This window comes from Paenibacillus sp. BK720 (genome assembly GCF_011761545.1).
Classification (GTDB): Bacteria; Bacillota; Bacilli; order Paenibacillales; family Paenibacillaceae; genus Pristimantibacillus.
In genome coordinates this window covers 295977-318810 of the sequence record NZ_JAASRQ010000003.1, presented here as the reverse complement: position 1 = coordinate 318810, position 22834 = coordinate 295977, and the positions used below count along the sequence as shown (strand labels likewise).

22 protein-coding genes and 1 tRNA gene are annotated in these 22834 nt (G+C 51.4%); 11 read left to right on the top strand and 12 right to left on the bottom strand.

Translation table 11 applies throughout. The features are described 5' to 3' along the window. Positions 1-18: 18 nt before the first annotated feature. From FHT67_RS13470 to FHT67_RS13445, 6 genes are all read right to left on the bottom strand, one after another. Positions 19-1626: an extracellular solute-binding protein gene (locus tag FHT67_RS13470; protein WP_167198877.1), complete on the bottom strand. Its 1608-nt coding sequence runs from the start codon at positions 1624-1626 to the stop codon at positions 19-21. A gap of 60 nt (positions 1627-1686) precedes the next feature. Further along, a complete protein-coding gene (locus tag FHT67_RS13465; RefSeq protein ID WP_132311195.1) occupies positions 1687-2574 on the bottom strand; it encodes a carbohydrate ABC transporter permease in 888 nt (295 codons plus the stop codon). Between the two features lie 13 nt (positions 2575-2587). Next, entirely contained in the window at positions 2588-3499 is a 912-nt protein-coding gene (locus tag FHT67_RS13460) for an ABC transporter permease (protein ID WP_132311197.1), read from the bottom strand. 73 nt (positions 3500-3572) lie between these two features. Then, the gene (locus FHT67_RS13455; protein WP_167198874.1) at positions 3573-4613 is read right to left on the bottom strand and encodes a LacI family DNA-binding transcriptional regulator; all 1041 of its coding nucleotides are present in this window, start codon (positions 4611-4613) and stop codon (positions 3573-3575) included. Between the two features lie 1246 nt (positions 4614-5859). Then, a complete protein-coding gene (locus FHT67_RS13450) occupies positions 5860-6867 on the bottom strand; it encodes a LacI family DNA-binding transcriptional regulator (protein ID WP_132311201.1) in 1008 nt (335 codons plus the stop codon). Positions 6868-6998: 131 nt separating this feature from the next. After that, a complete protein-coding gene (locus tag FHT67_RS13445; RefSeq protein ID WP_167198871.1) occupies positions 6999-7544 on the bottom strand; it encodes a hypothetical protein in 546 nt (181 codons plus the stop codon). Between the two features lie 101 nt (positions 7545-7645). Between FHT67_RS13445 and ilvA the strand changes: the two genes are divergently transcribed. Continuing rightward, complete coding sequence (gene ilvA, locus FHT67_RS13440; protein WP_167198868.1) at positions 7646-8914, top strand: threonine ammonia-lyase IlvA; 1269 nt, start codon at positions 7646-7648, stop codon at positions 8912-8914. A gap of 54 nt (positions 8915-8968) precedes the next feature. On the opposite strand, the gene FHT67_RS13435 is transcribed toward ilvA, so the two are convergent. Beyond that, positions 8969-9949 carry an aldo/keto reductase gene (locus tag FHT67_RS13435; RefSeq protein ID WP_132311207.1) on the bottom strand — a complete coding sequence of 327 codons (981 nt, stop codon included), beginning with the start codon at positions 9947-9949 and terminating at the stop codon, positions 8969-8971. Positions 9950-10127: 178 nt separating this feature from the next. Here FHT67_RS13435 and FHT67_RS13430 point away from each other — a divergent pair, with 178 nt between their 5' ends. From FHT67_RS13430 to FHT67_RS13410, 5 genes are all read left to right on the top strand, one after another. Continuing rightward, positions 10128-11324, top strand: coding sequence for a diglucosyl diacylglycerol synthase (locus tag FHT67_RS13430; protein WP_165930787.1), 1197 nt, complete (start codon positions 10128-10130; stop codon positions 11322-11324). Between the two features lie 39 nt (positions 11325-11363). Next, entirely contained in the window at positions 11364-12533 is a 1170-nt protein-coding gene (locus FHT67_RS13425) for an MFS transporter (protein WP_167199692.1), read from the top strand. Between the two features lie 90 nt (positions 12534-12623). Next, positions 12624-13199 carry a TVP38/TMEM64 family protein gene (locus FHT67_RS13420; protein ID WP_243867147.1) on the top strand — a complete coding sequence of 192 codons (576 nt, stop codon included), beginning with the start codon at positions 12624-12626 and terminating at the stop codon, positions 13197-13199. A gap of 95 nt (positions 13200-13294) precedes the next feature. Beyond that, on the top strand, positions 13295-13438 hold the full coding sequence (locus FHT67_RS13415) for a hypothetical protein (RefSeq protein ID WP_165930788.1): 144 nt from the start codon (positions 13295-13297) through the stop codon (positions 13436-13438). 27 nt (positions 13439-13465) lie between these two features. Then, a complete protein-coding gene (locus FHT67_RS13410; protein WP_132311215.1) occupies positions 13466-13753 on the top strand; it encodes a transposase in 288 nt (95 codons plus the stop codon). Between the two features lie 597 nt (positions 13754-14350). Here the strand turns inward: FHT67_RS13410 and FHT67_RS13405 are convergent. Beyond that, positions 14351-15424, bottom strand: coding sequence for an FUSC family protein (locus tag FHT67_RS13405; protein ID WP_132311217.1), 1074 nt, complete (start codon positions 15422-15424; stop codon positions 14351-14353). A gap of 242 nt (positions 15425-15666) precedes the next feature. After that, positions 15667-16434, bottom strand: coding sequence for a sporulation protein (locus FHT67_RS13400; RefSeq protein WP_243867145.1), 768 nt, complete (start codon positions 16432-16434; stop codon positions 15667-15669). Positions 16435-16677: 243 nt separating this feature from the next. Here FHT67_RS13400 and mscL point away from each other — a divergent pair, with 243 nt between their 5' ends. From mscL to FHT67_RS13385, 3 genes are all read left to right on the top strand, one after another. Further along, positions 16678-17184 (top strand): large conductance mechanosensitive channel protein MscL, encoded by a 507-nt coding sequence (mscL, locus tag FHT67_RS13395; RefSeq protein ID WP_132311221.1) that lies wholly within the window; start codon positions 16678-16680, stop codon positions 17182-17184. 26 nt (positions 17185-17210) lie between these two features. Then, the gene (locus FHT67_RS13390) at positions 17211-17843 is read left to right on the top strand and encodes an NUDIX hydrolase (RefSeq protein ID WP_167198862.1); all 633 of its coding nucleotides are present in this window, start codon (positions 17211-17213) and stop codon (positions 17841-17843) included. A gap of 762 nt (positions 17844-18605) precedes the next feature. Beyond that, positions 18606-18875, top strand: coding sequence for a phage holin family protein (locus FHT67_RS13385; protein WP_132311225.1), 270 nt, complete (start codon positions 18606-18608; stop codon positions 18873-18875). A gap of 61 nt (positions 18876-18936) precedes the next feature. Here FHT67_RS13385 and FHT67_RS13380 read toward each other — a convergent pair whose 3' ends face one another. After that, positions 18937-19497 carry a superoxide dismutase family protein gene (locus tag FHT67_RS13380; RefSeq protein WP_132311227.1) on the bottom strand — a complete coding sequence of 187 codons (561 nt, stop codon included), beginning with the start codon at positions 19495-19497 and terminating at the stop codon, positions 18937-18939. A gap of 547 nt (positions 19498-20044) precedes the next feature. Between FHT67_RS13380 and FHT67_RS13375 the strand changes: the two genes are divergently transcribed. After that, complete coding sequence (locus tag FHT67_RS13375; protein ID WP_132311229.1) at positions 20045-20302, top strand: hypothetical protein; 258 nt, start codon at positions 20045-20047, stop codon at positions 20300-20302. Positions 20303-20852: 550 nt separating this feature from the next. Further along, on the top strand, positions 20853-21239 hold the full coding sequence (locus FHT67_RS13370) for a hypothetical protein (protein ID WP_132311231.1): 387 nt from the start codon (positions 20853-20855) through the stop codon (positions 21237-21239). Between the two features lie 175 nt (positions 21240-21414). Here the strand turns inward: FHT67_RS13370 and FHT67_RS13365 are convergent. After that, a tRNA-Thr gene (locus tag FHT67_RS13365) sits at positions 21415-21489 on the bottom strand. Between the two features lie 70 nt (positions 21490-21559). Beyond that, positions 21560-22369: a serine/threonine protein kinase gene (locus tag FHT67_RS13360; RefSeq protein WP_347880093.1), complete on the bottom strand. Its 810-nt coding sequence runs from the start codon at positions 22367-22369 to the stop codon at positions 21560-21562. Positions 22370-22834: the final 465 nt, after the last annotated feature.

Here is a 22834-nt window from a genome sequence, read left to right as displayed (position 1 = left end):
TTGGTCATGCAAAACCTATTATTTTATTCCTTGCTCATCAAACGATTTGTTCGCTTGCTCTTGCACGTATTTCAGTACATCGTTCACGCCGGCTGCTTCCAGCTGTTTGCGGTAAGTCGCGAGCGCCTTATCCACGTCGGGAACAAGACCCATCATCAGAGGCATGCCGTACTGCTGAATAACCGAGTTAACGGCTGCTTGCTGCGATTTCACGGGAGCGTAGTCCATGATAACCTGCGCGAAAATGTTTGGTTTGCTTTGCGATTTGAACTCTTCAAGCAGAGCGTCGAAGCCTTCCCAGCCGCCGGCCTGCTTCACGCGCTCCATCGATTCCACGCGGTAGCCCCAGCTTGCGATGCCATAGCCTTTGAAGTCTTTGGCATCTACGCCGGCAGGAGGCGTAACGATATGCTTGCCGTCTGCATCCATCGAGTAGTCCGTGCCTTCAAGACCGTAGCTCATCAGATCATAGTACTTCGGATCGTTGCGCAGCTTGTCGAGAACCATCAGGGAACGCTCCGCGTTAGGCGCGCTCTTCGGAATAGCCATCGCATTGTTAACCGACAGCGTAGGCATCGTCAGGTTGTGGAAGCGGCTGAACGGGAAGTAGCCGAGCTTGATATCCGGATTGGATTTTTCCATACCTACGATAAAGCCGCCTGCACCCGGAGCATTACGCCAGTACACGGCACCTTGACTTGTTTTGATGGCGTCGCCGGCTTCTTTTTGGTCAGACAAGGTATCGGATTTCCAGAAGCCCTTCCCTGCCCAAGTCTTCATCTTCTTCACCCATTGCTCAAACTCCGGAGTGAACGGATAAGCTACGATATCGCGCGGAGTGTCGTACGATTTCGCTACGATGACGCCGCTGTCGCCGCCGATTTGCTGGTAGCCTTCGAACGCTTTGAACATCGTAAATACTTCGTTGTAAGCTTTGCCGTTAATCGGCGTGATGCCTTTGGATTTCTTCACGCCGTCCAGGTAAGCCTCGATGGAGTCAACGTCCTTGATCTCGGGAAGACCAAGCTCTTGTCTCCAGTCGTCGCGGTATACCAGACCGTCCGGCGTGTATTCCGGATAAGTGGCGGGAACCGCATAGATCTTGTCGTTAACCGTAGCTTCCTTCCAGTCCTGCTCCGGCACGCTGCTCCAAGTGGTAGGAGCGTACGTTGGCAAAAGGTCATTCAGAGGCATGAAAGCGCCTTGGTTTGCGAATTTATAAAAGTCCGCCCATGAGGAAGCGAAGATCATGTCGATTTTCTCGCCGGAAGCAAGCAGCAGGTTGTATTTGGTCTGCCAATCCGTCCACGTCGTGAAGTTCAGCTTAACGGTCGTATTCAAGTCCTGCTCAAGCATTTTGTTCCATTCCGCAACAACCTTCTCCTGGTCCGGAGCCGGATCGCCGAGCAGGTACCAGGTCAATTGAACCTTCTTCGAAGTGTCCGGCGCTTTTGCATCCGTGCCTGTGTTTGTGTTCGAGCTGGCTTCCGTACCCGGATTCGAGCTTGCATTCGAGGATTTGTTCGAATTGTTGTTGTTGTTGTCGGAACCGCAGGCTGCAAGCATACTTGCCATAATAGCCGTCGAAACGAGCACAGTGCCCATTGTTTTTATCTTTCTTTTCATGCTTGATGACTCCTCCTTTTATTTAGTGAACCTATATGTTAGCCGGCCTTGGGACCGGTTCTAACCTTTCACGGCGCCGATCGTCAGCCCTTTTACGAAGAAGCGCTGAACGAACGGGTACAAGAATACGATAGGACCGGTCGCGATGACGGCTGCCGCCATCTTGAGCGTTTCCGCCGGAGGCTGGAACGTAGGAGACAGGTTGCCCGCCACGTTGGTCTTCAGAACGGCCGCGCTTGCGAGAATCTTGTAGAGCAGGAACTGCAGCGGATAATGGGATTCGCTTGTAATGAACAGATTCGCCATAAACCAGTCGTTCCAGTAGCCAAGCGCCATGAACAAGCCAATGGTGGCAAGGCCGGGACCGGAAAGCGGCAGGATAAGCTTCAGGTAGATCGTAAACTCGCCCGCGCCGTCAATCTTGGCCGATTCCACGATGGAATCCGGGATTGACTTCATGAAGTTTTTCATGAGGATAATGTTCCATGCGCTCAGGAGCGACGGCACGATAAGCGCCATATAGGTATCTTTCAGATCTAGGTGCTTTGTAATGAGGATGTACCAGGGAATCAGACCGCCGCTGAACAGCGTCGTGAAGTAGATAAAAAAGGACAGCTGATCGCGGTATTTGAAGTCTTTGCGGGAGAGCACGAAGCCCGCCATGGAAGTCAGGAACAAGCCGACTGCCGTACCCGCAACCGTAATGAAGATCGTTACCTTGTAGCCGTCCAGAATTTGCTTCGGATTACTGAACGCGGCTTTGTAGGCATCCAGGGAGAAGGTCTCCGGAATAAGGCTGAAGCCCTTCGATATAATCTGGATCTCCGGCGTAAACGAGCCGGAGACGATAAGCAGGAATGGCAGCAGGCACAGCACGGTCAGGATGGCGATCAACACGTAACCCATGATGTTAAAGACGATTGTTGCTCTTTCCATTTTAATTTTCATGTCGATTCACTCCTTAGAACAGTGCGTAGTCCTTCTGCACTTTCCGAATGATATAGTTAACCAAGATAATTAGCACGAAGCCGAAGAGCGATTGATAAAGACCGGCTGCCGTACCCATGCCGATATCGAAGTTGACCGCAAGCGAGCGGTATACGTACGTATCGATAATATCCGTGGAGTTGTAAAGCATACCGTTGTTGCCGATGATTTGGTAGAACAGGTCGAACTGGCCTTTCAGAATGCCGCCGAGGCTGAGCAGGATCAGCAGGATAAACGTCGGAACAAGCAGCGGAAGCGTAATATGCCTAACCCGCTTGAAGATGTTGGCTCCATCGATCTTGGCCGCCTCATGGTACTCATCGCTGATGCTCATAATGGCTGCCAAGTAGATAACCGTACCGTAGCCAAGCCCTTTCCATACATGGAAGAAGACGATGATGTATTTCCATGGCGCCGTATGCAGATAGAAGTCGTAAGGCTGGAAGCCCAGCGATGTCAGCATCGTGTTCACAACGCCCGCGTTCGAGAAAAGGTTAAATACGAAAGCGCCTACAAGGACGAACGAAACGAAGAACGGCAGGAACATAATGGACTGCGTCGACTTCTTGAACCATTTGCCCGGCAGCTCGCTTAGGAAAATCGCGCATGCCAGCTGCAGGACGTTGCTGATAATAATGAAGGCGATATTGTAGAGCACCGTATTTTTCGTCAGGTTCCACAATACCCCCGAGTTGAACAGGAATTCGAAGTTCTTGAATCCGATGAACTCTCCCCCGAACAACCCTCCGTCAAAGCTGAACCGGGTGAACGCGTAGTAGACCCCCACCATCGGAACGTAAGCAAAGACTATAAAGAATAACAACGCAGGCGCAATCATGAGGAACAAAATTCGATTCCGTACGAGCTCCTGGAAAAAACCTTTCATACCGGCATTCCTCCGTGACTTCAAAATAAGCTTAAAATGTAATCGATTTCTTTACTCTGCAAAAAAAGAGGCTTTACGGCTTGGCTTCCCTGCTGTTCGCGGTGTTCCTGTTGAACATGGACGATTCCCGGATCAGCAGCTTGGACTCGACCTTGAAGGTCCGTTTGTCCTTGAACTCATTGTTGTTCATCTGGTCAATCAGCTTCTCGGCGAGCAGCGCGCCCATCGTGTATTTGGGCTGATCAACCGTGCTGAGGCGAGGCACAATGTACTTCGTAAGCCTGATATTGTCGACGCCTACGATCGCCAGTTGCTGCGGCACCTGTATCGATAACTGCTTGCAGGCTTTGTACACGCCTAAGGCCATCTCGTCGTTAGCCGTAAAAATCGCCGTAAAGTCATCGTTCTTCTCGCGAAGCCTCATAAAGCTGAGGTAGCCGCCGTCTTCATTGAAATCCCCGTTGTCGATGAGATCCGGAATGAAGGGCATCCCTGCGTCTCGAAGCGCTTTCATATAACCTTCAAGACGCTCATAGCTGTCGATGGCATCCGCGTATCCGCTCAGGAACGCGATCTTCTCATGCCCCTGCCCGATCAGATGATTCACAACGTCCCTGGCTATCTTCACGTTATCGGTGAAGGCGCAAGGAATTTGCTCATGGTCGATATTTCTCCCGATTACGCCAATGCTATAGCCGTCCTCCACCAATCCGATGAGTTCCTTGTTCGTCATCTCGGGGGTAACGAAGATCATGGCGTCAACGGTTCTGTTCTGCAGCAAGGAGACATATTCGAGCTCCTTCTGCTTCTTGTTCTGCGCATCGCAGATAATGACGTTATAGTCGAGAGAGTTTGCCATATTCTCGATGCCTTTAATAATCTCCGCGAAATAAGAAACTTCAATATCCGCGACAACAACGCCAATCTTCATCGTCTTCCTGGACCGCAGGTTCTTGGCCATGGCATTGGGCGTATAATTCATCTCCTGAATGGCCTCGAGCACCCGTTTCCTCGTCTTCTCGCTTACTAGCTCGCTTCGATTCAGCACTCTTGAAACCGTTGCTACGGACACTTTAGCGCGATTCGCTACGTCAATAATCTTGCTCTCGTTCATTGCATCACTTTCTTTTTGCCTGACTTTTATACACCGATATTAGCACGTGCTGAAATCGATTTCAATAACATTTTTCAAAGTTTGTCCGATTTTTTTTCGACAACCCTCGGAAAACGTGTGTTTATGGGCTTTCTATCGTTTTCCTGATTGATGATGTGAATCTTATCTTTGTGAAATCGATAACAAAGTTAAGGGGGAAAACGCTCATTTTCTGAAAATGAACCTGGATTTGCCGAGTTTTTGCGTTTCGATTACATTTCGCAACGCATTCTTGATGTCTGCTGCTGTCACGCGGCATTGGGCCGTATATGAGCTAAGTAATTAACTAGTTGAAGCGCCGCCACGTGCCTACGTTGCACGAAATGCACCATATAGGTGCGATTAGACACGTTAACCCGAAATATCCTGCACGGAATGCAGGATAACGGGCAAACACTGCGCCAAATGAGCCCATTTAGGCGCTATATCCTGCATTCTGTGCAGCATAATTCGCCCATTCTGCCCAAAATGGGCATATACGCTGCATTTTGAGCAGCATATATAGCGGTCCAGCAGCATGCTGGTGCATTCGCGTACGAGCTAAGTAACTATAGTTAGTTAAAGTGCCGCCACTTGCCTACGTTGCACGAAATGCATCATATCGGTGCGATCAGACCCGGCAACTCGAAATATCCTGCACGGAATGCAGGATAACGGGCAAACACTGCGCCAAATGGGCCCATTTAGGCGCTATATCCTGCATTCTGTGCAGCATAATTCGCCCATTCTGCCCAAAATGGGCATATACGCTGCATTTTGAGCAGCATATATAGCGGTCCAGCAGCATACTAGCGCATTCGCGTACGAGCCAAGTAACTATAGTTAGTTAAAGCGCCGCCACGTGCCTACGTTGCACGAAATGCACCATATCGGTGCGATTAGACTCGGCAACTCGAAATATCCTGCACGGAATGCAGGATAACGGGCAAGCTCAATGCCAAATGGGTCCCATTTAGGCGCTATATCCTGCATTCTGTGCAGCATAATTCGCCTATTCTGCCCAAAATGGGCATATATCCTGCAGTTTGTGCAGCATCCCAACCGATTCAGCGCATGATCGTGCGTTCAACCAAGTAATTAGTTAGTTATTGTAGCGCGTTCCCGCAAGGTTACAGTTGGCCAGACAGCAAAAAAGCTGCCAAGATGGCAGCTTCAATGTGAAGAGCCTTAGCGGGCGACCCAGCCAAGCTCTTTCTCTATTCTACTGTTAGCGTTTAAAGCTGGAGGATTCCCTTTTGATCAGCTTGGACTCAATAACGTATTTCTTCTGCGCGCTTTGTTCGTTTCCGTTCATCTGGGCGATCAGCTTCTCGGTGAGATGGGAGCCCATCTCGTATTTCGGCTGTTCTACCGTGCTAAGGGCAGGCAGCAAATATTCCGTAATCCTGTTATTATCGACGCCAACGACCGCCATGTCTTCGGGAATGCGGATTCCCCTCTCCCGGCAGGCCCGGTACACCCCAAGCGCCATCTCGTCATTGGCGCAATAGACCGCCGTAAACGATTGATTGCGCTCAAGCAGACGGTTGAACGCCTGATAGCCTCCGGTCTCCTCGAAGTCGCCATTATCAATCAAGGTAGGCAGGAACGGGATTTTCCCTTCCTTAAGTGCCTTCATGTAGCCTTCCATCCGCTCATAGTTCTCGAGGGAATCGGAATAGCCGCCGATATAGGCAATTTGCTGGTGTCCCTGCTCAACCAGATGCCGCACCGCCTCATTCGAGAACTTTACGTTATCCGTCTTGCAGCTCAGTATATCCTCGTGCACGACTGCCCGTCCAACCACGCCAATGACATAACCCTTCTGCACATACTCGTTAATGGTGTCGTCACTAACGCGCGGCGTAACGAGAATCATGCCGTCAACCGTCTTGTCCGGCAACAGTCCCAGGTACTCCATTTCCTTCTCGATTTGGTTATCCGAGTCGCAAATAAGCACCTTATATTTATGCGCGTACGCCTTATTCTCGATGCCTTTAATAATCTCGGAGAAATAAGAGACGTTAATATCCGGAACGATAATGCCAAGCGTCATCGTCCGCTGGGAACGCAGATGCTTGGCTGCCGCATTGGGATGGTAGTCCATTTCTTCGATTGCTTTGAGCACCTTTATTTTCGTTTTCTCCGATACAAGACTGCTCTCGTTAAGCACCCGCGATACCGTAGCGGCGGATACGCCTGCCCGTTTCGCAACATCCACTATTTTTTTGTCCACGATATGATCCCTTAACGTAACGTTTTTTCTAATTATATGAGTAAATTCTACCAAGTTCAATACAGCCGCTTGCTATTGATAGCCCTTGGGAGCAAAATGAAAGACCTCTGTCGCGCGGACAGAGGCCAAGCTTATAACTGAAGCCGCAGCCTGATCACAATCCGATCCTGCTGGAACTCCATATTGCCGATCGAAATCAGGCTGGGAAGCTCAATGGGGACAACGATCCGGTCAAGCCGGTCTTTCCCCAGATCATAGTTTTTCACGGTCAGGGACAAGGGCTCGAAGGTCAGATTCGGCGCCTGCCAGGTCATCTTGTAAGTGGCCAGCATGCCTACAGGCAAAAATTCATGATAAGTCATATTCAGATGGGCAATCAGCCTGTCGCCGTTCACCTCGAAGCGCGCACCGTCCAGGGTCATATCCGGGGGCAGCGACGCGGGGCTGCTCTGCAGCTGGCTTTTGATCAGATTGTTCACATCCGCTTCCGACAGCACGATCTCCGGCTTCAGATTGGCAACCATCTCCACCGCTTTATCCTTTATGGAGACAGGATCATAAGCTAAATCAAGCTTCTCCTCGGGAGCAACATAGGATTTGAGCCATAATCCCCCGCCTGCGGCAATGGCAGCAAGCAGCACCACGGTAAGGATCAACCATTTCAGCCAGCGGAACATTTTGTCTACCTCCTTTTCGCCTACATAACAACAAAGATAATGCTATAATGAATCATCAGTGTTTGTCGAATCGCGACTATTAACGAGGTGACTTTTATATTATGGAATTCCAATCATCCTATTCCTCCAAGATCGGACTTGAAGATATCGTTCATGCGCAAATGCATCTGAAGGATGTCATTACGCGCACCCCGCTGCAATACAACCGCGTTCTTTCCGAGCGTTACGGCTGTAACGTATACCTGAAGCGCGAGGATCTGCAGATCGTCCGTTCGTTCAAAATCCGCGGTGCCTACCATCTCATGCGCTCTCTGCCGCCGGAGCGTCTTGCCGCGGGCGTTGTCTGCGCAAGCGCGGGCAATCACGCCCAGGGTGTGGCTTACTCTTGTCAGGCGCTTGGCGTGCAGGGAAAAATCTATATGCCAAGCACGACGCCCCGTCAAAAGGTAAACCAGGTCTCCTTCTTCGGCGGCGAATTTGTCGAAGTCATCTTGACCGGCGACACGTTTGACGATGCGTATGCCGAAGCCGTAGCCGAATGCGAACGCGGCGGCATGGCTTTCATCCATCCGTTCGATGATCCGAAGATCATCGCGGGCAACGGAACCGTTGGCCAGGAGCTCATGGAAGCCGCGGAGACGGTGCCGGACTATGTGCTGGCATCCGTGGGCGGCGGCGGCCTCGTTGCGGGCATCGCTTCTTATGTGAAGACAGTCTCCCCGCAGACGAAGGTGATCGGCGTAGAGCCGGAAGGCGCGCCGTCGCTTCGCGTCTCCCTGGATGCCGGGGAAGTGACGCCGCTTGAGCATATCGACAAATTCGTGGACGGCGCTGCGGTCAAACGGATCGGCGATATGACCTTCTCCATCTGCCGCGAGCTGCTTGACGATGTGCGGACCGTACCGGAAGGCAAGATCTGCACCACTCTTCTTGATCTGTACAACGAGAACGCGATTGTCGCCGAGCCGGCCGGCGCGCTTCCGATTGCGGCGCTTGACGCGCTGCGCGATGAAATCGCCGGCAAAACGGTCGTCTGCGTCATCAGCGGCGGCAACAACGATGTCGACCGGATGCAGGAAATCAAAGAGCGCTCGCTCATTTATGAAGGACTGAAGCATTATTTCATGCTTAGCTTTCCACAGCGAGCAGGAGCGCTCCGAGAATTTCTCGATGATGTCCTTGGCCCAAACGACGACATTACCCGATTCGAATATACGAAGAAGCATAATAAAGACAACGGCCCGGCCCTTGTCGGCATTGAGCTCAAGCAGCGCGAGGACTACTCGGCGCTTATCGGGCGGATGCAGAAGAAAGGCTTCCAGTTCGTCGAACTGAACAAAGACCCCGTCCTTTTTAATCTCTTGATCTAATAAATAGGCTTTATACGGCGCGTCGACGGCTTACCGCTTGCTGAACTTTTACTTTTACCAAGCGTAGGCTTTCGGCGCGTCTCCGCCTGGACCCGGGAAGATCTCGTCGATCCGCTTCAGCGCCGACTCGTCCAGGGTCAGCTCAACCGCGCGCAAAGACCGCTCGAACTGTTCCAGCGTGCGCACCCCGATAATCGGTGCCGTAACGGCCGGGTTCGCAAGCAGCCAAGCCAGCGATACCAGATCCTCCGGCGCTCCCAGCTCGTCGCATAATGCCCCGTACGCATCCAGCTGCGGCTTCACCTGCGCAAAGCGCTCGTTTCTCTCGCCGCTTCTGCGGCCGGCTCCGCCATGACGGTGACTGCCGGAGAGCAATCCTCCATCCAGCGGGCTCCAAGGAATAACGCCAAGACCAAGCGCCTTCGAAGCCGGAAGCACTTCCAGCTCGGGCAGACGGCATAGCAAATTGTATTTATGCTGTTCGGAGACCAGACCAAGAGCGCCTCTCGCCTTGGCTTCCCCTTGCGCCACCGCAATGTCCCAGCCTGCAAAGTTACTCGACCCTACATAGCCGATTTTGCCTTGATGAACAGCCGTTTCGAATGCTCCCCACAGCTCGTTCCAGTTGACGTTGCGGTCAACGTGATGCATCTGGTACAGCTCGATATGATCCGTCTGGAGACGGCGCAGCGAGCCTTCCAAATGGCGGCGAATTTTATAGGCAGAAAGACCTGCTTCGCGGTTTGGACCGTCATAAGGATCATGCATGTCGCCGTATACTTTGGTAGCGAGCACTGTTTTCTCGCGGCGTCCGCCGCCTTGCGCGAACCAGCGTCCCATAATTTCTTCCGTGCGGCCGGAATTCTCGCCCCAGCCGTAAATATTTGCGGTATCAAAAAAATTAATGCCTGCGTCAAGCGCCGCATCCATAATGCGGAACGCTTCCTTCTCATCCGTATCAACGCCAAAATTCATCGTTCCGAGGCAAAGCCGGCTCACACGTAGGCCAGACTGGCCCAAATAAGTGTACTTCATCTTCCGATTCACTCCCACTTTGTGAGTTTTCCCTGCGGCGCATGCGGGCAGCCCAAGGAAAAGCTCAGATTAAATTTTGGATACATGTCCCATTATACAAAATTAACAAGAGGGAACCAACATGATCACAATGCGTTGACATTGTTCCGCTATACTTGCGGCAGGAGGTGTGCATCTATTGGTTCGTGCGAATAACGGCTATCAGCCTAAGGTGCTGATTTTGTATGCTTCGTATGGGGAAGGCCATTTACAGGCCGCCAAAGCGATCCGCGACGCGCTGGAAGAGGCGGGCAACAACCGGACTGTCATGGTTGATCTGATGGCCGAGTCTCATCCTTGGCTGAACGAGATGACAAGACGGGTGTATTTGAAAAGCTATACGCATATCCCTCATTTGTACGGCTGGGTCTACGATGTTACGAGGCCCATGAAGCATAACTCCCTGTTCGGCGGCTTCCTTCACTCCTTTGGCCGCGACAAGATGAAGAAGCTGCTGCAAAAAGAACAGCCCGACGCGGTGATACATACCTTTCCTTTCTTCGCGCTGCCTGCCCTTCACCGCGGCCGGCTCAGCAAGACGATCCATCCCGGAGCTTCCATCCCAACCTACACGGTTATTACCGACTTCGATCTGCACCGCCGCTGGGTACATCCCGGTATCGGCCGTTATTTCGTGGCTACCGACGATCTGAAACAGGAGTTAGGCTCGCTTGGCATCCATCCCGGACGCGTATCCGTCACCGGCATACCGCTTGGACGCGGCTTTCAGAGCAGCCCGACTCCTTCGTTTGAGCTCTTCGAAAAATATGGGCTTCACCCAAGGCAGCCCGTCATTCTTCTTATGCCTGGCGCGCAAGGCGTCATGCCGGACTGCGACGAGCTGTGCCGTCTTCTCCTGGAACAACATCCTCATGCGCAAATTGCGCTTGTCTGCGGGCGTAACCGCCTGCTGAAATCTTCGATAGCAGACCAATTCAGGAATCACCCTTCGGCGGACCGCCTTCATCTGTTCGGCTTCGTGGATCAGGTTCATGAGCTGATGTCTCTGGCAACCTGTCTCGTATCCAAACCGGGCGGCGTCACGCTTGCGGAAGCGATATGGGCGGGCCTGCCGCTATTCCTCTACAGGCCGGTTCCGGGCCAGGAGAAAAAGAACGCCCGTTATCTGCAATCCAAAGGAGCGGCCGTCATCAGCCATAATCCCGAGAAACTAGCCGCAAGTATCATCAAGCTGATCAGCGATCCAGAAAAGCTGCAGCACAGCAGAACGGCCGTGCAGCGCCTCCAGACGGAGGATGCGGCAGCGGACAGCATTGCCCATCATATTTTGCGGGAATGCGGTTGGAATCAAAAATTTGGTCAACGCTATAGTTAAGGGTAAAATCGTAAAGGAGCCTGGCCGCTCGTGAAAAATATGGGCATGAGGTTCGGAGCGGAGATGCGGCTCATCTCCGCGATCTTGTTTTTGGTGGAATTCGTACGGGGCGCGGTGCTGATCAGCCTGCTCCCCATTTACGGAACGAAGGTCCTCGGGTTATCTCTGGATATCATCGGCATCGCGATTACGGCGCATTATTTGACGGATACGCTGCTCAAGATGGTCATCGGTTATCTGCTCGACCGGTTCTCGATCCGGTTTGTCGTGCGGACAGGCCTGTTGATCTCGCTCGCTGGCGTGTTTCTGATTCAGTTCGCCCATATTGCCTTGCTGTTCATAGCGGCCGCTGCTCTGTACGGCATCGGCATGTCGCCGATCTGGATCGTTTGTCTGACGAAGGTATCGGACGATAAACGGGCGAGCCAAATGGGTTTTCTCTACACCGTCTGGCTTACGGGACTTGGCGCCGGTCCGATTGTTTGCAATATTCTGCTCGATTATTACGTGAGCGGAACTTACTTCCTTCTGTTGATCCTCTCGATCTTAGCCGCGTTCCTGGCTTTCTTCATGAATAGCGCAAAGGCCGGCGGACAGCAGATTCAGGCGATTCCGTTAAAACGGCAACTTGTTGCCTTAACGGAACGTATAAAAGCTATGCGCATGCTTCTGCCGGGCATGATTCTGCAGACGGCAGGCGCCAGCATGCTTGTCCCCGTCCTTCCGGGCTTCGCGGAAAGCGAGCTTGGCCTTGCAGGCGCTCAATATTCCCTGCTGCTTACAGCAGGCGGCGTATGCGCGGCAGCCGGTCTTATTCCTATGGGGCGGCTGTCGGACAAGCTTGGCGGCAAGAAGTGGTTTCTGATTATCGGCTTTGCCGTTTTCGCTGCCGGGCTCTATATGTTGGCATGGCGGCTTCCGTTTTGGTATTGTTTAGTTATTGTAATGATTCTTGGTCTATCTTATGCGGCTATTCTGCCGGCTTGGAATGCTTTGCTCGCGGCTTACGTGCCGCCCAAGCAGGAAGGCTTGGGCTGGGGACTGCTGTCGACCGTTGAAGGTCTTGGCGGCATGATTGGACCGCTGGCCGGAGGAATACTCGCTGCAAGCTTTGGCTCTCCCACGGTGATCTGGGTAAGCGCCATGCTGTTTGGACTCATTGCCCTGCTCTATGTGCTGATTCCGGCAACGAAAATGAACGGCAATTGAAATAGAACGAAATATTTTCCCGATTGGGGTTAAGTGGGGTAGGTAACAGCCATGCATGTGATGGAGAGCATGAATAATTTGTACGTCCAAATGAAAAATCTGGACCTTGAGCATTTGCAGCGAACGCTGGAGAGTTACTCGCAGTTTGGTATTTTGCCCGGCATTCTGCTGCCGCTTCTCGAATCGTTCCTGCCTTTCCTTCCTTTAATCGTTATTGTTGCGGCTAACGCGAATATTTTCGGGCTCTGGCTTGGCTTTCTGCTCTCTTGGCTTGGGGTCTCCGTCGGAGCGATCTGCGTGTTCCTGATCAGCCGCAAGCTTGGCAAGAACGTCAAGTCGAAAATCGAACGCAGATTTCCCAAAACCGAACGGTTCTTCAGATGGGTGGATCAAAAGGGCTTTACGCCGCTTTTTCTATTGGCCTGCTTTCCGTTCTCCCCGTCGTCCATCATTAATATCGTTTCGGGCTTCAGCAAAATCTCGCTGCGCACCTTTGTTCTTGCGACCGTGCTGGGAAAAGGGGTCATGATTCTAAGCATCTCGCTGATCAGCTTCAATATCGGCAGCTTCCGCGAGGAGCCTTGGCGCATCTTCGTCACCTGTGCCGTCATTATCGTCATGTGGTTCGGCGGCAAAAAAATCGAATCCCGCTATCACGTGAATTAAGCAGTAATTTGTTCCTCTTGGCCTTGACGACTCATACATAGCCTCCTTTCGTGGCACACTTCTAAAGGATTAACAGCCGAAAGGAGGATGGCAGCATGTCAGGTGAATGGCCGTCCCATAAACAAGTCGAAGCCAGCAAAGCGCAATCATTAGCCGATCGTACCGGCAAAGGCAAACAGCAAGCTAGTCAGAAGCAATCCGAAGCCGATGCGGCAGCGGTACCGAAGCACGGATTATAAGCTAAGGGAAGGACGAGTGAGTGGGCCATGAGCGAACAGCATAATGAAATGGATCCGATGTCTGGCGAGCATGTCGAGGTGTCGGGTGTTTATAAAAACGAAATCGGCCGCGTGGAAAAGCTAGAGCGCGGCGATGTATTCCCAGCCGATCCGCAGAACGGCAATACCGAGTGGGAGCTTGTCGAGCTTGACTTCGACAATCACCACGAGGGCCGTACCGATCCGCGTCTGATTGCAAAAGACGATGACGACGATCCGGAAGCGCATATGCAGCATCCGCGGCGCCACAAGGGGAGCAATAAGACGGATTCTTAGCCTGCGATTGCTGGCTGCTGGCTGATTTGGCCGCTTGGGATCGGCGGTGACGGGAATGTAACTCCTTCGGCTGCGGTTGTATACACTTTGCTTGAACAGCAAGGCAAGAAACGCTCCGCTCCTCGGGAGACACATTCCCTGTCCCCCAAAAACGCACAAACGCCCCCTCATTTTTGGATGAGGGGGCGTTTGTGGTCGGCTGCTCAACTGGCCGACCTCAGGCTTGGAGGCTGATATGCGCTTAGCGATTTCGCACATCGTTAAGCTAGCTCGAAACGCTACTTTTGGCCATCCGCGGGCCATTTTTGCATTCCTTAACGATGTCGCGCATCGTTAAAGGTGGCAGCTAGGCTGCCTTTTCGAGCGCTTGGCGATGTCGCACATCGATAAGCTCTGAAATGTGCATCACACTATCCACCCACCGCGTCGCACCAGTCAGACCATCCGTTCACCGGCTGCAGCACGGTTTTTCCGTCTTATTGAGCTGCTTTAACCCCGCACTCGAGCGGCCGCACCACAGTAACACGATTTTTTTCCTCTTATTTCGCGGCTCGCACCGGCTAGAACATCCGTCTTATGACGCTCAACGAGCTGCTACTACTCCCGAACCGCGGCGGCGTCGGCTTTCTCCGCGCTGCGGCGCTCTTCGGCTTCACCGTGGGGGCGCTGGATGTGATCGACGAGCTTCTCCAGGCGGCGCAAATGGTAGGCGTATTCGAACAACGCCGAGGCGACGAAGATCAGCCGCTTATGCTCGTCCGGGTCCTCGCGGACGTAGTCGGTGAGCTCGGCAACAAGGCGCGCCTCCCGCTCCTCGCCCGGCTCCATCGACATGTTAGGCTTCATCTTGTTCTCGATCTTCAGCACGATCGATTCGTGATACTTCGTCAAATCTTCGATTTGACGATCGAAGCGCATAGCCCAGTCGCCTGCCTTCGGCGTGGAGAAATAATGCTCCTCGACGACCTCGAGCAAATCCGATCCCTTCTGCAGCGCCTTGATCATCTGCTTGGATACCAAGAGCTGGCGGGCGTGGCTGATTTTCGTACGGGCCAGTATTTTCCGCTCTTCCTCGAACAGGTTGTAGCGGTCCTCAAGCTTGCGCAGCGTCTTGTGCAGCTTCTCTTTCTCCTTGCGGTACACCTGCTCCTTCATCTCGTTTGAGATTGCCGTCCGCAGCAGCAGCGACATCTGCGAGAAAGCGTGGTGCACCTGCTCGGTGAACTGCTTTCTTGGCCTCGGCGGGAATACCAGCACATTCACGGTAAACGCTGCCCCCATCCCCGCTAATACCATCAGAAACCGCTCAAGCGCCATCGTAGTTACCTGACCGTGCGCTTCCATAATCGCGACAACCGTCACCAGCGTAACGCCGATGGTTGTCTCCATTTTCAACCGGATGCTGACCAGAATAACTAAGATACATACAAGTCCTACCGCAATCGGCGTTTGCCCGAACAGCTTCATTGCGGCCAGTGCCATCGCAGCCCCAAGCAGATTCGTCTGGAACTGATCCAGCACCTGCTGCCAAGAGCGGTAAATGGACGGCTGGATCGTCAGAATCGCTGCGACCGTTGTAATCAACGGAGACGCAAAACCAAACAATCCGCTCAGGTATATGGCAAGTGCGACTGCCATGCCTGTCTTGAGCACCCGCGCTCCAATCGTCATACCAACTTCTCCTTCGTGAGCGACAACTCGCCCTTCCTTGTCTTCCCTTTATTATGCCACAAACGTTAAAATAGCCAAGGTTTTCCCCTTATTAACCAATCAACGGGAAGCTGAATCAAACCAATCGGCGGATATCTCCGGCCGCGATTCGCCTCCCCATCCCCGACTCGCGCAAAAAAAAGCCCGAGATGCCCAAAAGAAGCATATCGGACTCGTCCCGGGCGCCCGACCTAGCCAAGCAGCTAGATCGTTCTGGCGATCAATTCGGACAGCTGGCGGGCAATAACGGTAGGTCCCGCCTGCAGCTGTTCCTCGGTAAATCTGCAGCGTACAAACGTTTCATCCAGGTCAAACGCTTCCGCAAACATTCCGCCCAGCCCCCGTGCCCGGCGATCCACCTGAAGCAGCAGCTCCAGCTCGCGGTCGGACGAATAGAACATAATCTCGAGCTCATCGAGCTGACCCCGGAACTGGCCGGTTGGCACAAATTCAAATTCCTGCACAAACGGCATTCCGCCGCCGTGCCGCGGGGCATATTCGCATCCCGCCTGACGCAGCCGGAAGCCAAGCAGATCCAGCGCATGGAACACCGTGTTAATGGCGCTGGTAGGCAGAACATCGATACGGTCGTTATCTCCCGGGTCCACCCCGCCGCGTACCTCCAGCTCGGTTTTTACCCATACCGGCGCTCTGCCGATGGTAAGCGGCGTTTGATACGGCAAGCGGAAGCTGAAAGGCACTTCCTTTGTCTCACCGGCCTCCAGCGTAAACGGAGCACTCACATGAAAGCGTCCGATTTCTCCGTGCTGCCGGAATTTATTGTCGTTGCTCTCGCGGATGTATTCGGTCATTACCGACATTTGGATGGTATCTATGTTTTGCGGAGCATTTCCCCCTCGAATATTGACTACACCCCGTACCTCTTCGCCAGGCACGTATTGTGACTTTTCAAGAAGCGTATCGATTTTGGCGGAACCAATTCCAATACTGGCCAATAAACGGTTAAACATGTCATCCATCCCTTCATTCTTATCATTGGATTAAAATATTGCTTAAGCCTATTACGGCGCACCGGTTAGGGAAGTTGCATTTTTCCGGAAGGATTTGGCCCTCTTGGACCTTGGCACTTTCTATCGGAAGCAAGATCGACTAATATAGTAGAGTAGATTACATAGAGTTTGGTTATAGTAGGAAGTAGAATGCTTCTCTGCGCAAGAACCGGCTCGATTGTCAATGTAGGAGGAATTTTATTTATGAGAAAAATCATTCAAGAGTTCAAGGAATTCGCCATTAAGGGGAATGTAATCGATCTTGCAGTCGGTGTAATTATCGGCGGCGCCTTCGGCAAAATCGTTACCTCTCTCGTTAACGATATTATTATGCCTCCCATCGGGCGTATGCTCGGCGGCGCGGATTTCAAGGACTTATTCATTAACTTGGGCTCGGACAAGCCTTTGCCGGAAGGCGTTGCGATGCACGACATCCATACCCTTACGGATGCGACCAAATACGGCGTAGCCGTTATCGCGTACGGCCAGTTTATCAACGTATTGCTGGACTTCTTCATCGTTGCCTTATGTATCTTTATGCTCGTTAAAGGGATTAATATTCTACGCCGCATTAAACCGGAGGAAGCTCCCGCACCAGCTGAGCCGACGGAAAAAGAATGCCCGTACTGCTTGTCCCAAATTCCGGTCAAAGCTACGCGCTGCAAGCATTGCACTTCCGTGCTGGAAGAAGGAACGGCAGCCGGCAGCTAGAACTCGGTAAAAAAGTGGAGGTTCCGATGGCAGAAGAACGCTTCGATATTTACGACGAACAGCTTAACCCCCTTGGCACCGCAAGCCGTACCGAGACTCATGCGCTGGGCTATTGGCACCGATCCTTTCATTGCTGGCTGACGCGCCGAGAGGAGAACCGCCGCTTCGTGCGGTTCCAGCTTCGGCAAGCCGGGAAGGATACCTATCCCGGCTTTTACGATATTACCGCAGCCGGTCACCTCTCTGCTGGCGAGACCATGCAGGATGCGGTCCGCGAAATCGAAGAGGAGCTTGGCGTAGCCGCCCGTTTCGAGGATCTCATTCCGCTCGGCGAAGCACGCAAGGAAATGTTTGGCGACGTAAAAGGCGTGCCTTTTATCGACCGCGAAGTCAGCGACGTTTTTGCGCTTGTATGCCCCGTTCCGCTTGATGCCTTAAAGCTGCAAGCTGAAGAAGTGGCGGCTGTATACGAGGCTGACGTCGAACAGATGATTGCGCTGTTCGAGAGCGAGCTGCCGGAGCTTGTATGCCAGGGCGTTGAGATAACGGCCGATGGTGTCCTATCCAAGGCGACGAGAGCCGTCCGAGCTGCTGAATTCGTGCCTCGGGAACCGAGCTACTACGCATCGATAATGCGGGCTTTGCGCGATTGTACGTAACCGATACGCCGCTTGGGAATCCTGGCTTGCGGACGCTGCTGTCATAGCTGTCAGAGCGGACTCCCCAGGCCGCTTCCCAGTTCCGGTACCATTGATCAACCATGCCATGGATGTTGTAGAACAAGGTCTGCCTTGTGCAGAGGTCAAAATTATCGATCTCCGGGTTGTTATACAATTGCGCAGCGGTGGCATGGATACAGCCGTGAACACCGCTGTACTCTATAAACCGGCCAAACTCGTCAAGCGAAGGAAATGATCGCGGATTGTAAAGAATGCGGTATAACGCCTGCTGATTCATGCATGGCGCCTGCAATATTCCAGGCGGCATTTCCGGCCAGCCGGCAACGACCCTTTTGTCGTAGCCCATACGGTCGAACCAGTTATACACCTTATTGATAAAATATCGGTGAAAACGCAAGAACTGCTCGCCAAACCCGACCGGAGGTATCGTGCCCGGCGTCACATGATGCTGATGATGCCATACTGTATGCTCCTCCATCCATTCCCGCGGGAAGTTTGGGATAATCGGCATTGTCATTCGCCTCCTGTACCCTATCTGACATATCGTATGCGTAGGCCGATGAATGAGTGTAGAAATGCCCTGTCAGACAAAAAGGAATGGCCTGCTATGCCGCCGTTGCGGTTCCAGGCTTCATGCAACGCGCTTTATTTATATGACATAGGCTAAAGCCCCCTCATTACGCTCCATGGATTCATAAAATAAAGTACGATGCTAAAGCGTGGAGCGAAGGAAGTGGCGGTATGTCGTGGGAGGATATTACGAATCTCATTGACCCCCGGTTAATGATTGTTGTGGCAGCCTGCTGGGTAATCGGTTATATGCTGAAGCAGACACCGATTGTGCCGGATTGGACCATTGTGTATGCGGTAACGGCGGTAGCCATCCTCTGTTCCTGTCTCATCTTAGGCTTTCATGTGGAAAGCGTACTGCAGGGTATTTTATGCGGAGCCTTCTCCGTGTACGGAAGCCAGCTGGTGAAGCAGACGTTTATAAAAAGAGGTAAGGGATAAAACCGCGGATGAATTGAATAAGGCACAGCTGTCCGAAGAGGACGGCTGTGCCTTTTGTATGTTAGTGCTGGATTACGCCGCAGGCAACGCGGCTGCCAGAATTGCCTGATGGGTCTGTCTTATAGTCATCCGCTTTTTCATGAATAACAAGCGCGGTGCCGGCCGCTGGAAGCAGCGAGTTTGGCGCCTCTGTGTCGAGCGTTACATTTTTCGAAATAATCTCGGCCTTCACAGTGCCGTCTTTGCCTACCGTAATATTCGGCAGATCGCCGTCGTGGAACCCTTGCGGATTATCAAAGCCATGCTGTTTGTTCTTCGGATTCAGGTGCGAGCCGGCCGATTCGAAGGACGGCGCCTCGCATTTTCCGACATTATGGAAGTGAATGCCGTGAACGCCTGGAGTAAGACCTTTAGCCTCCAGCTTCAGATGCACGCCGTCTTTTTCCTCCGTCAATACGACAGTCCCAATTTGATTACCTTTCGTATCGATAAAAGCGGCTTTCGCTTCCATCACATGACTGCGCGTGTGGTGGCCATGTCCTTGGCTTGCCATTGCTGCACTGGAAAATCCGCAGCTTGCGACGAGGAAGCCAAGCGAACACAGCATCATTGATTTGTTCATGTTATCCTCCTTGGGGCTTAATTTCCAAGTTAGCTTTTACCAGGCGGAGGATAAATATTCATTCGTTGCCTAAATATTTTGCTCTATAAATCTATATGTCAATTAATTTACGCGTTTCGACTAAGTCAGTCGTCCATACCTCTTTTTCAAATCCGAATAGTATAAAAGCAGACTCTCATATTTTGTTTGAGAGTCATTGAAGGGAGGAAAATATATGAGTTGTGGCTGTGGTGTTGGTTCTAATGGTGGGTTTGGTGGTGCTCCAAGCATTCTATTCCGTCTCTCTCCAGGGGTACGTGTAGACGTTGTATTTGACCACACGGGTCCACGTGGGATCGAGGCTACATTCCTTGGATTTGTAGGGAATTCTGCAACGTTTTTAGTCAATTGCGAAGTCTTGTACATTAATCCTCGTAGTATTCAAGCAATCTCGTTGCATTCATCTCGAAATTAAAGGAGAAGAATGTGATTCATTAGTAGATTAGCCTTGTTTTTTGTTAATAAAATCTAATATTTTGCATGAGAATCATTGAAGGAGGATAAATATATGAGTTGTGGTTGTGGTGGTGTCGGTTTTAATGAAGGGTTTGGTGGTGCTCCAAGCATTTTATTCCGTCTCTCTCCAGGAGTAAAGGTAGACGTTGTATTTGACCACACGGGTCCACGTGGGATTCAAGCCACATTCCTTGGATTTGAAAGGAATTCCGCACTGTTCTTGGTCGATGATGAAGTCTTGTTCATTAATCCTCGTAGTATTCAAGCAATCTCGTTGCATGCGCCTCGAAATCACAGAGAAGGATGTTAAGTCACTACCTTCTTGCGATTGCCTAATTAAGGCTACTATGATCCGTACTCTATTAATCTCACAAAATCCATTCATTCATTAGTAGATTAGCCTTGTCGTTTGCTAACCAACTCTCATATTCTGTATGAGAATCATTGAAGGGAGGAAAAAAATATGAGTTGCGTTTCTGGTTTTAATGGAGGGTTTGGTGGAGCTCCAAGCATTCTATTCCGTCTCTCTCCGGGGGTACGCGTAGACGTTGTATTTGACCACACGGGTCCACGTGGGATCAATGCGACATTCCTTGGATTTGAAGGGAATTCTGCACTGTTCTTGGTCGATAATGAAGTCTTGTTCATTAATCCTCGCAGTATTCAAGCAATCTCGCTGCATTCATCTCGACGTTAAAGAGAAGAATGCGAAGTCGAATCCATTCTGTCGGTGTCTATTTAGAGGGTACGGAATATAATCCGTACCCTTTTTATTGAGAATCCACGGGCATCAATACAGACCGCCATGAGACGGGCAGCCCTGCCAAGGCATTACATTTTGGAATGGAGAGTAACACTAAATGAGTAAAGAAGATGAATTCGTAGACTTCCGTGATCAAATGAAGAAATTGAAGAATGAGAAAAAGCACAAAAGCTACAGTGATCAAGAAGATGTAAACGACGTGATAAAGCGTGTGAAGTCTGAAATGATGCCAGTTATTAAAGCGTTTGTCGATACTGATCGTACTTTGGAAATGCAATCGAATAGATCTCGAGCTATTTATATCTCGTATGCAAACTCAAGGCTCTATGGCCTATGGGTGTCGGCAACCAGTTTAGATAGCATCAACATCGAGGCTGTGTTTGACTCGGTTAAGACCCGAATATACTCAGGAAGTTTCATGGAAAAAGAGATTAGAACCGCAGTTAAAAATGCATTGTTAGATTGGTATCGTATAATTATCTGAATGTAAGGAATATATTGATCTGACAACTAAAAGGCCTTTCGCGAATTTCGCGAGAGGCCCCGTATTATGGGGCTACGCACGTCCGAATCTTTGCGCGGAATGCGTAGCCCTCCGTATGTCAATCCGTAACATTCAACATTGTCAAAACGTTGATTTAACGGACTTTTTAGTAAAATGGTGCTGATGAAGGGAATTGAACCCCCGGCCTACGCATTACGAGTGCGTTGCTCTACCCCTGAGCTACATCAGCGAGACATTATTTAGGATACGAATTTTTGCGGTAAAAGTCAACCGTATTTATCATTCGACATTTTGCAGCCTTATTCGTTATTTCCCGAGGAATAATGCTTCATCATTTGTTCCAGCAACTGTCTTGCTTCGGTTACCGACGTCCACCTGCCGTCAAGCAATCCCCTCACGAAGCTCCTGATTTCCGGCTCAAGCGCAAGTTCCTCTTCCCAGCTCCGTTCCTCCTCGCCCTTCCGCGGCGTATATCCAGCATACAGCAGGAACAGAAAAAGATGTCCGAGCCCATATAAATCGCTGGCCTGCTCCGGCTGGCGCATACGGAACTTCACGGCTCCCCAGCTATCCGCGAAGCCGCTAGGCGGTCCGGCAGCGTCTCGTCCGTCAGGGTTCTCTTCACCAATCCTGCAGGCTAAGCCTAGGTCAATCAGATAAATCCCCTTTGCGTTTATCATAACATTCGGGATTCGCACATCCCGATGCACATAACCGGCTTCATGCAGATACTGCAGGGGAGATAACAAAGCCTCTATGATGCGCAGGGCTTCCAGCTGCGTGAACGTTCTTCCTTCAAGCAGAATAGCCTGTTCTGCCGTCATACCTTCAACATAGGTCATAACAAGCGCCTCTTCCCGGCGGTGAACAGTCCAGTCCAACTGCTTCGGCATCTGCGGATGATCAAGCTTTTGAAGTATATCGCCTTCCCGCTCCAGCAATCTCCGGCCGGTATCGCGCTTGCTTGGTTTTGCCCGCTTCAGAAGAACGGTCTCGCCGCTCCGCAAATCCGTCGAGCGGTAGGCTTGACCGTAGCTGCCCATCCCCAGAAATTCCTCGATCCGGTATTTCCCGCCCCAGATCATCCCCTGCCTCAGAGGGTAGTCCACCCAATTATTTATCCATTGCTTCCACCAGATAGGAATCCCTCCTTGCCCTTTGCATACGGGATGAGAGTAGGTTTGGTTTCCGCGCGGAGCAGCGGAATAGGCGGCTTTTCATGAAACCAGAGTTTATCGGCCGCGTAGTATTTCATAAGTCTGGAATGTTTCAATTCCTTAACAAAGACTTAATTATAGGTAAGCTGCTGCTTGCGAAGCAAGAATCATCACGAACAATCCTTATTGGCCTGTTTGGGTGATAATTCTTTAAGGTTATGCTTTCGAAGCAAGAATCATCACGAACAGTCCTTATTGGCCTGTTTGGGTGATAATTCTTTAGGCTTATGCTTTCGAAGCAAGAATCATCACGAACAGTCCTTATTGGCCTGTTTGGGTGATAATTCTTTAAGGTTATGCTTTCGAAGCAAGAATCATCACGAACAGTCCTTATTGGCCTGTTTGGGTGATAATTTC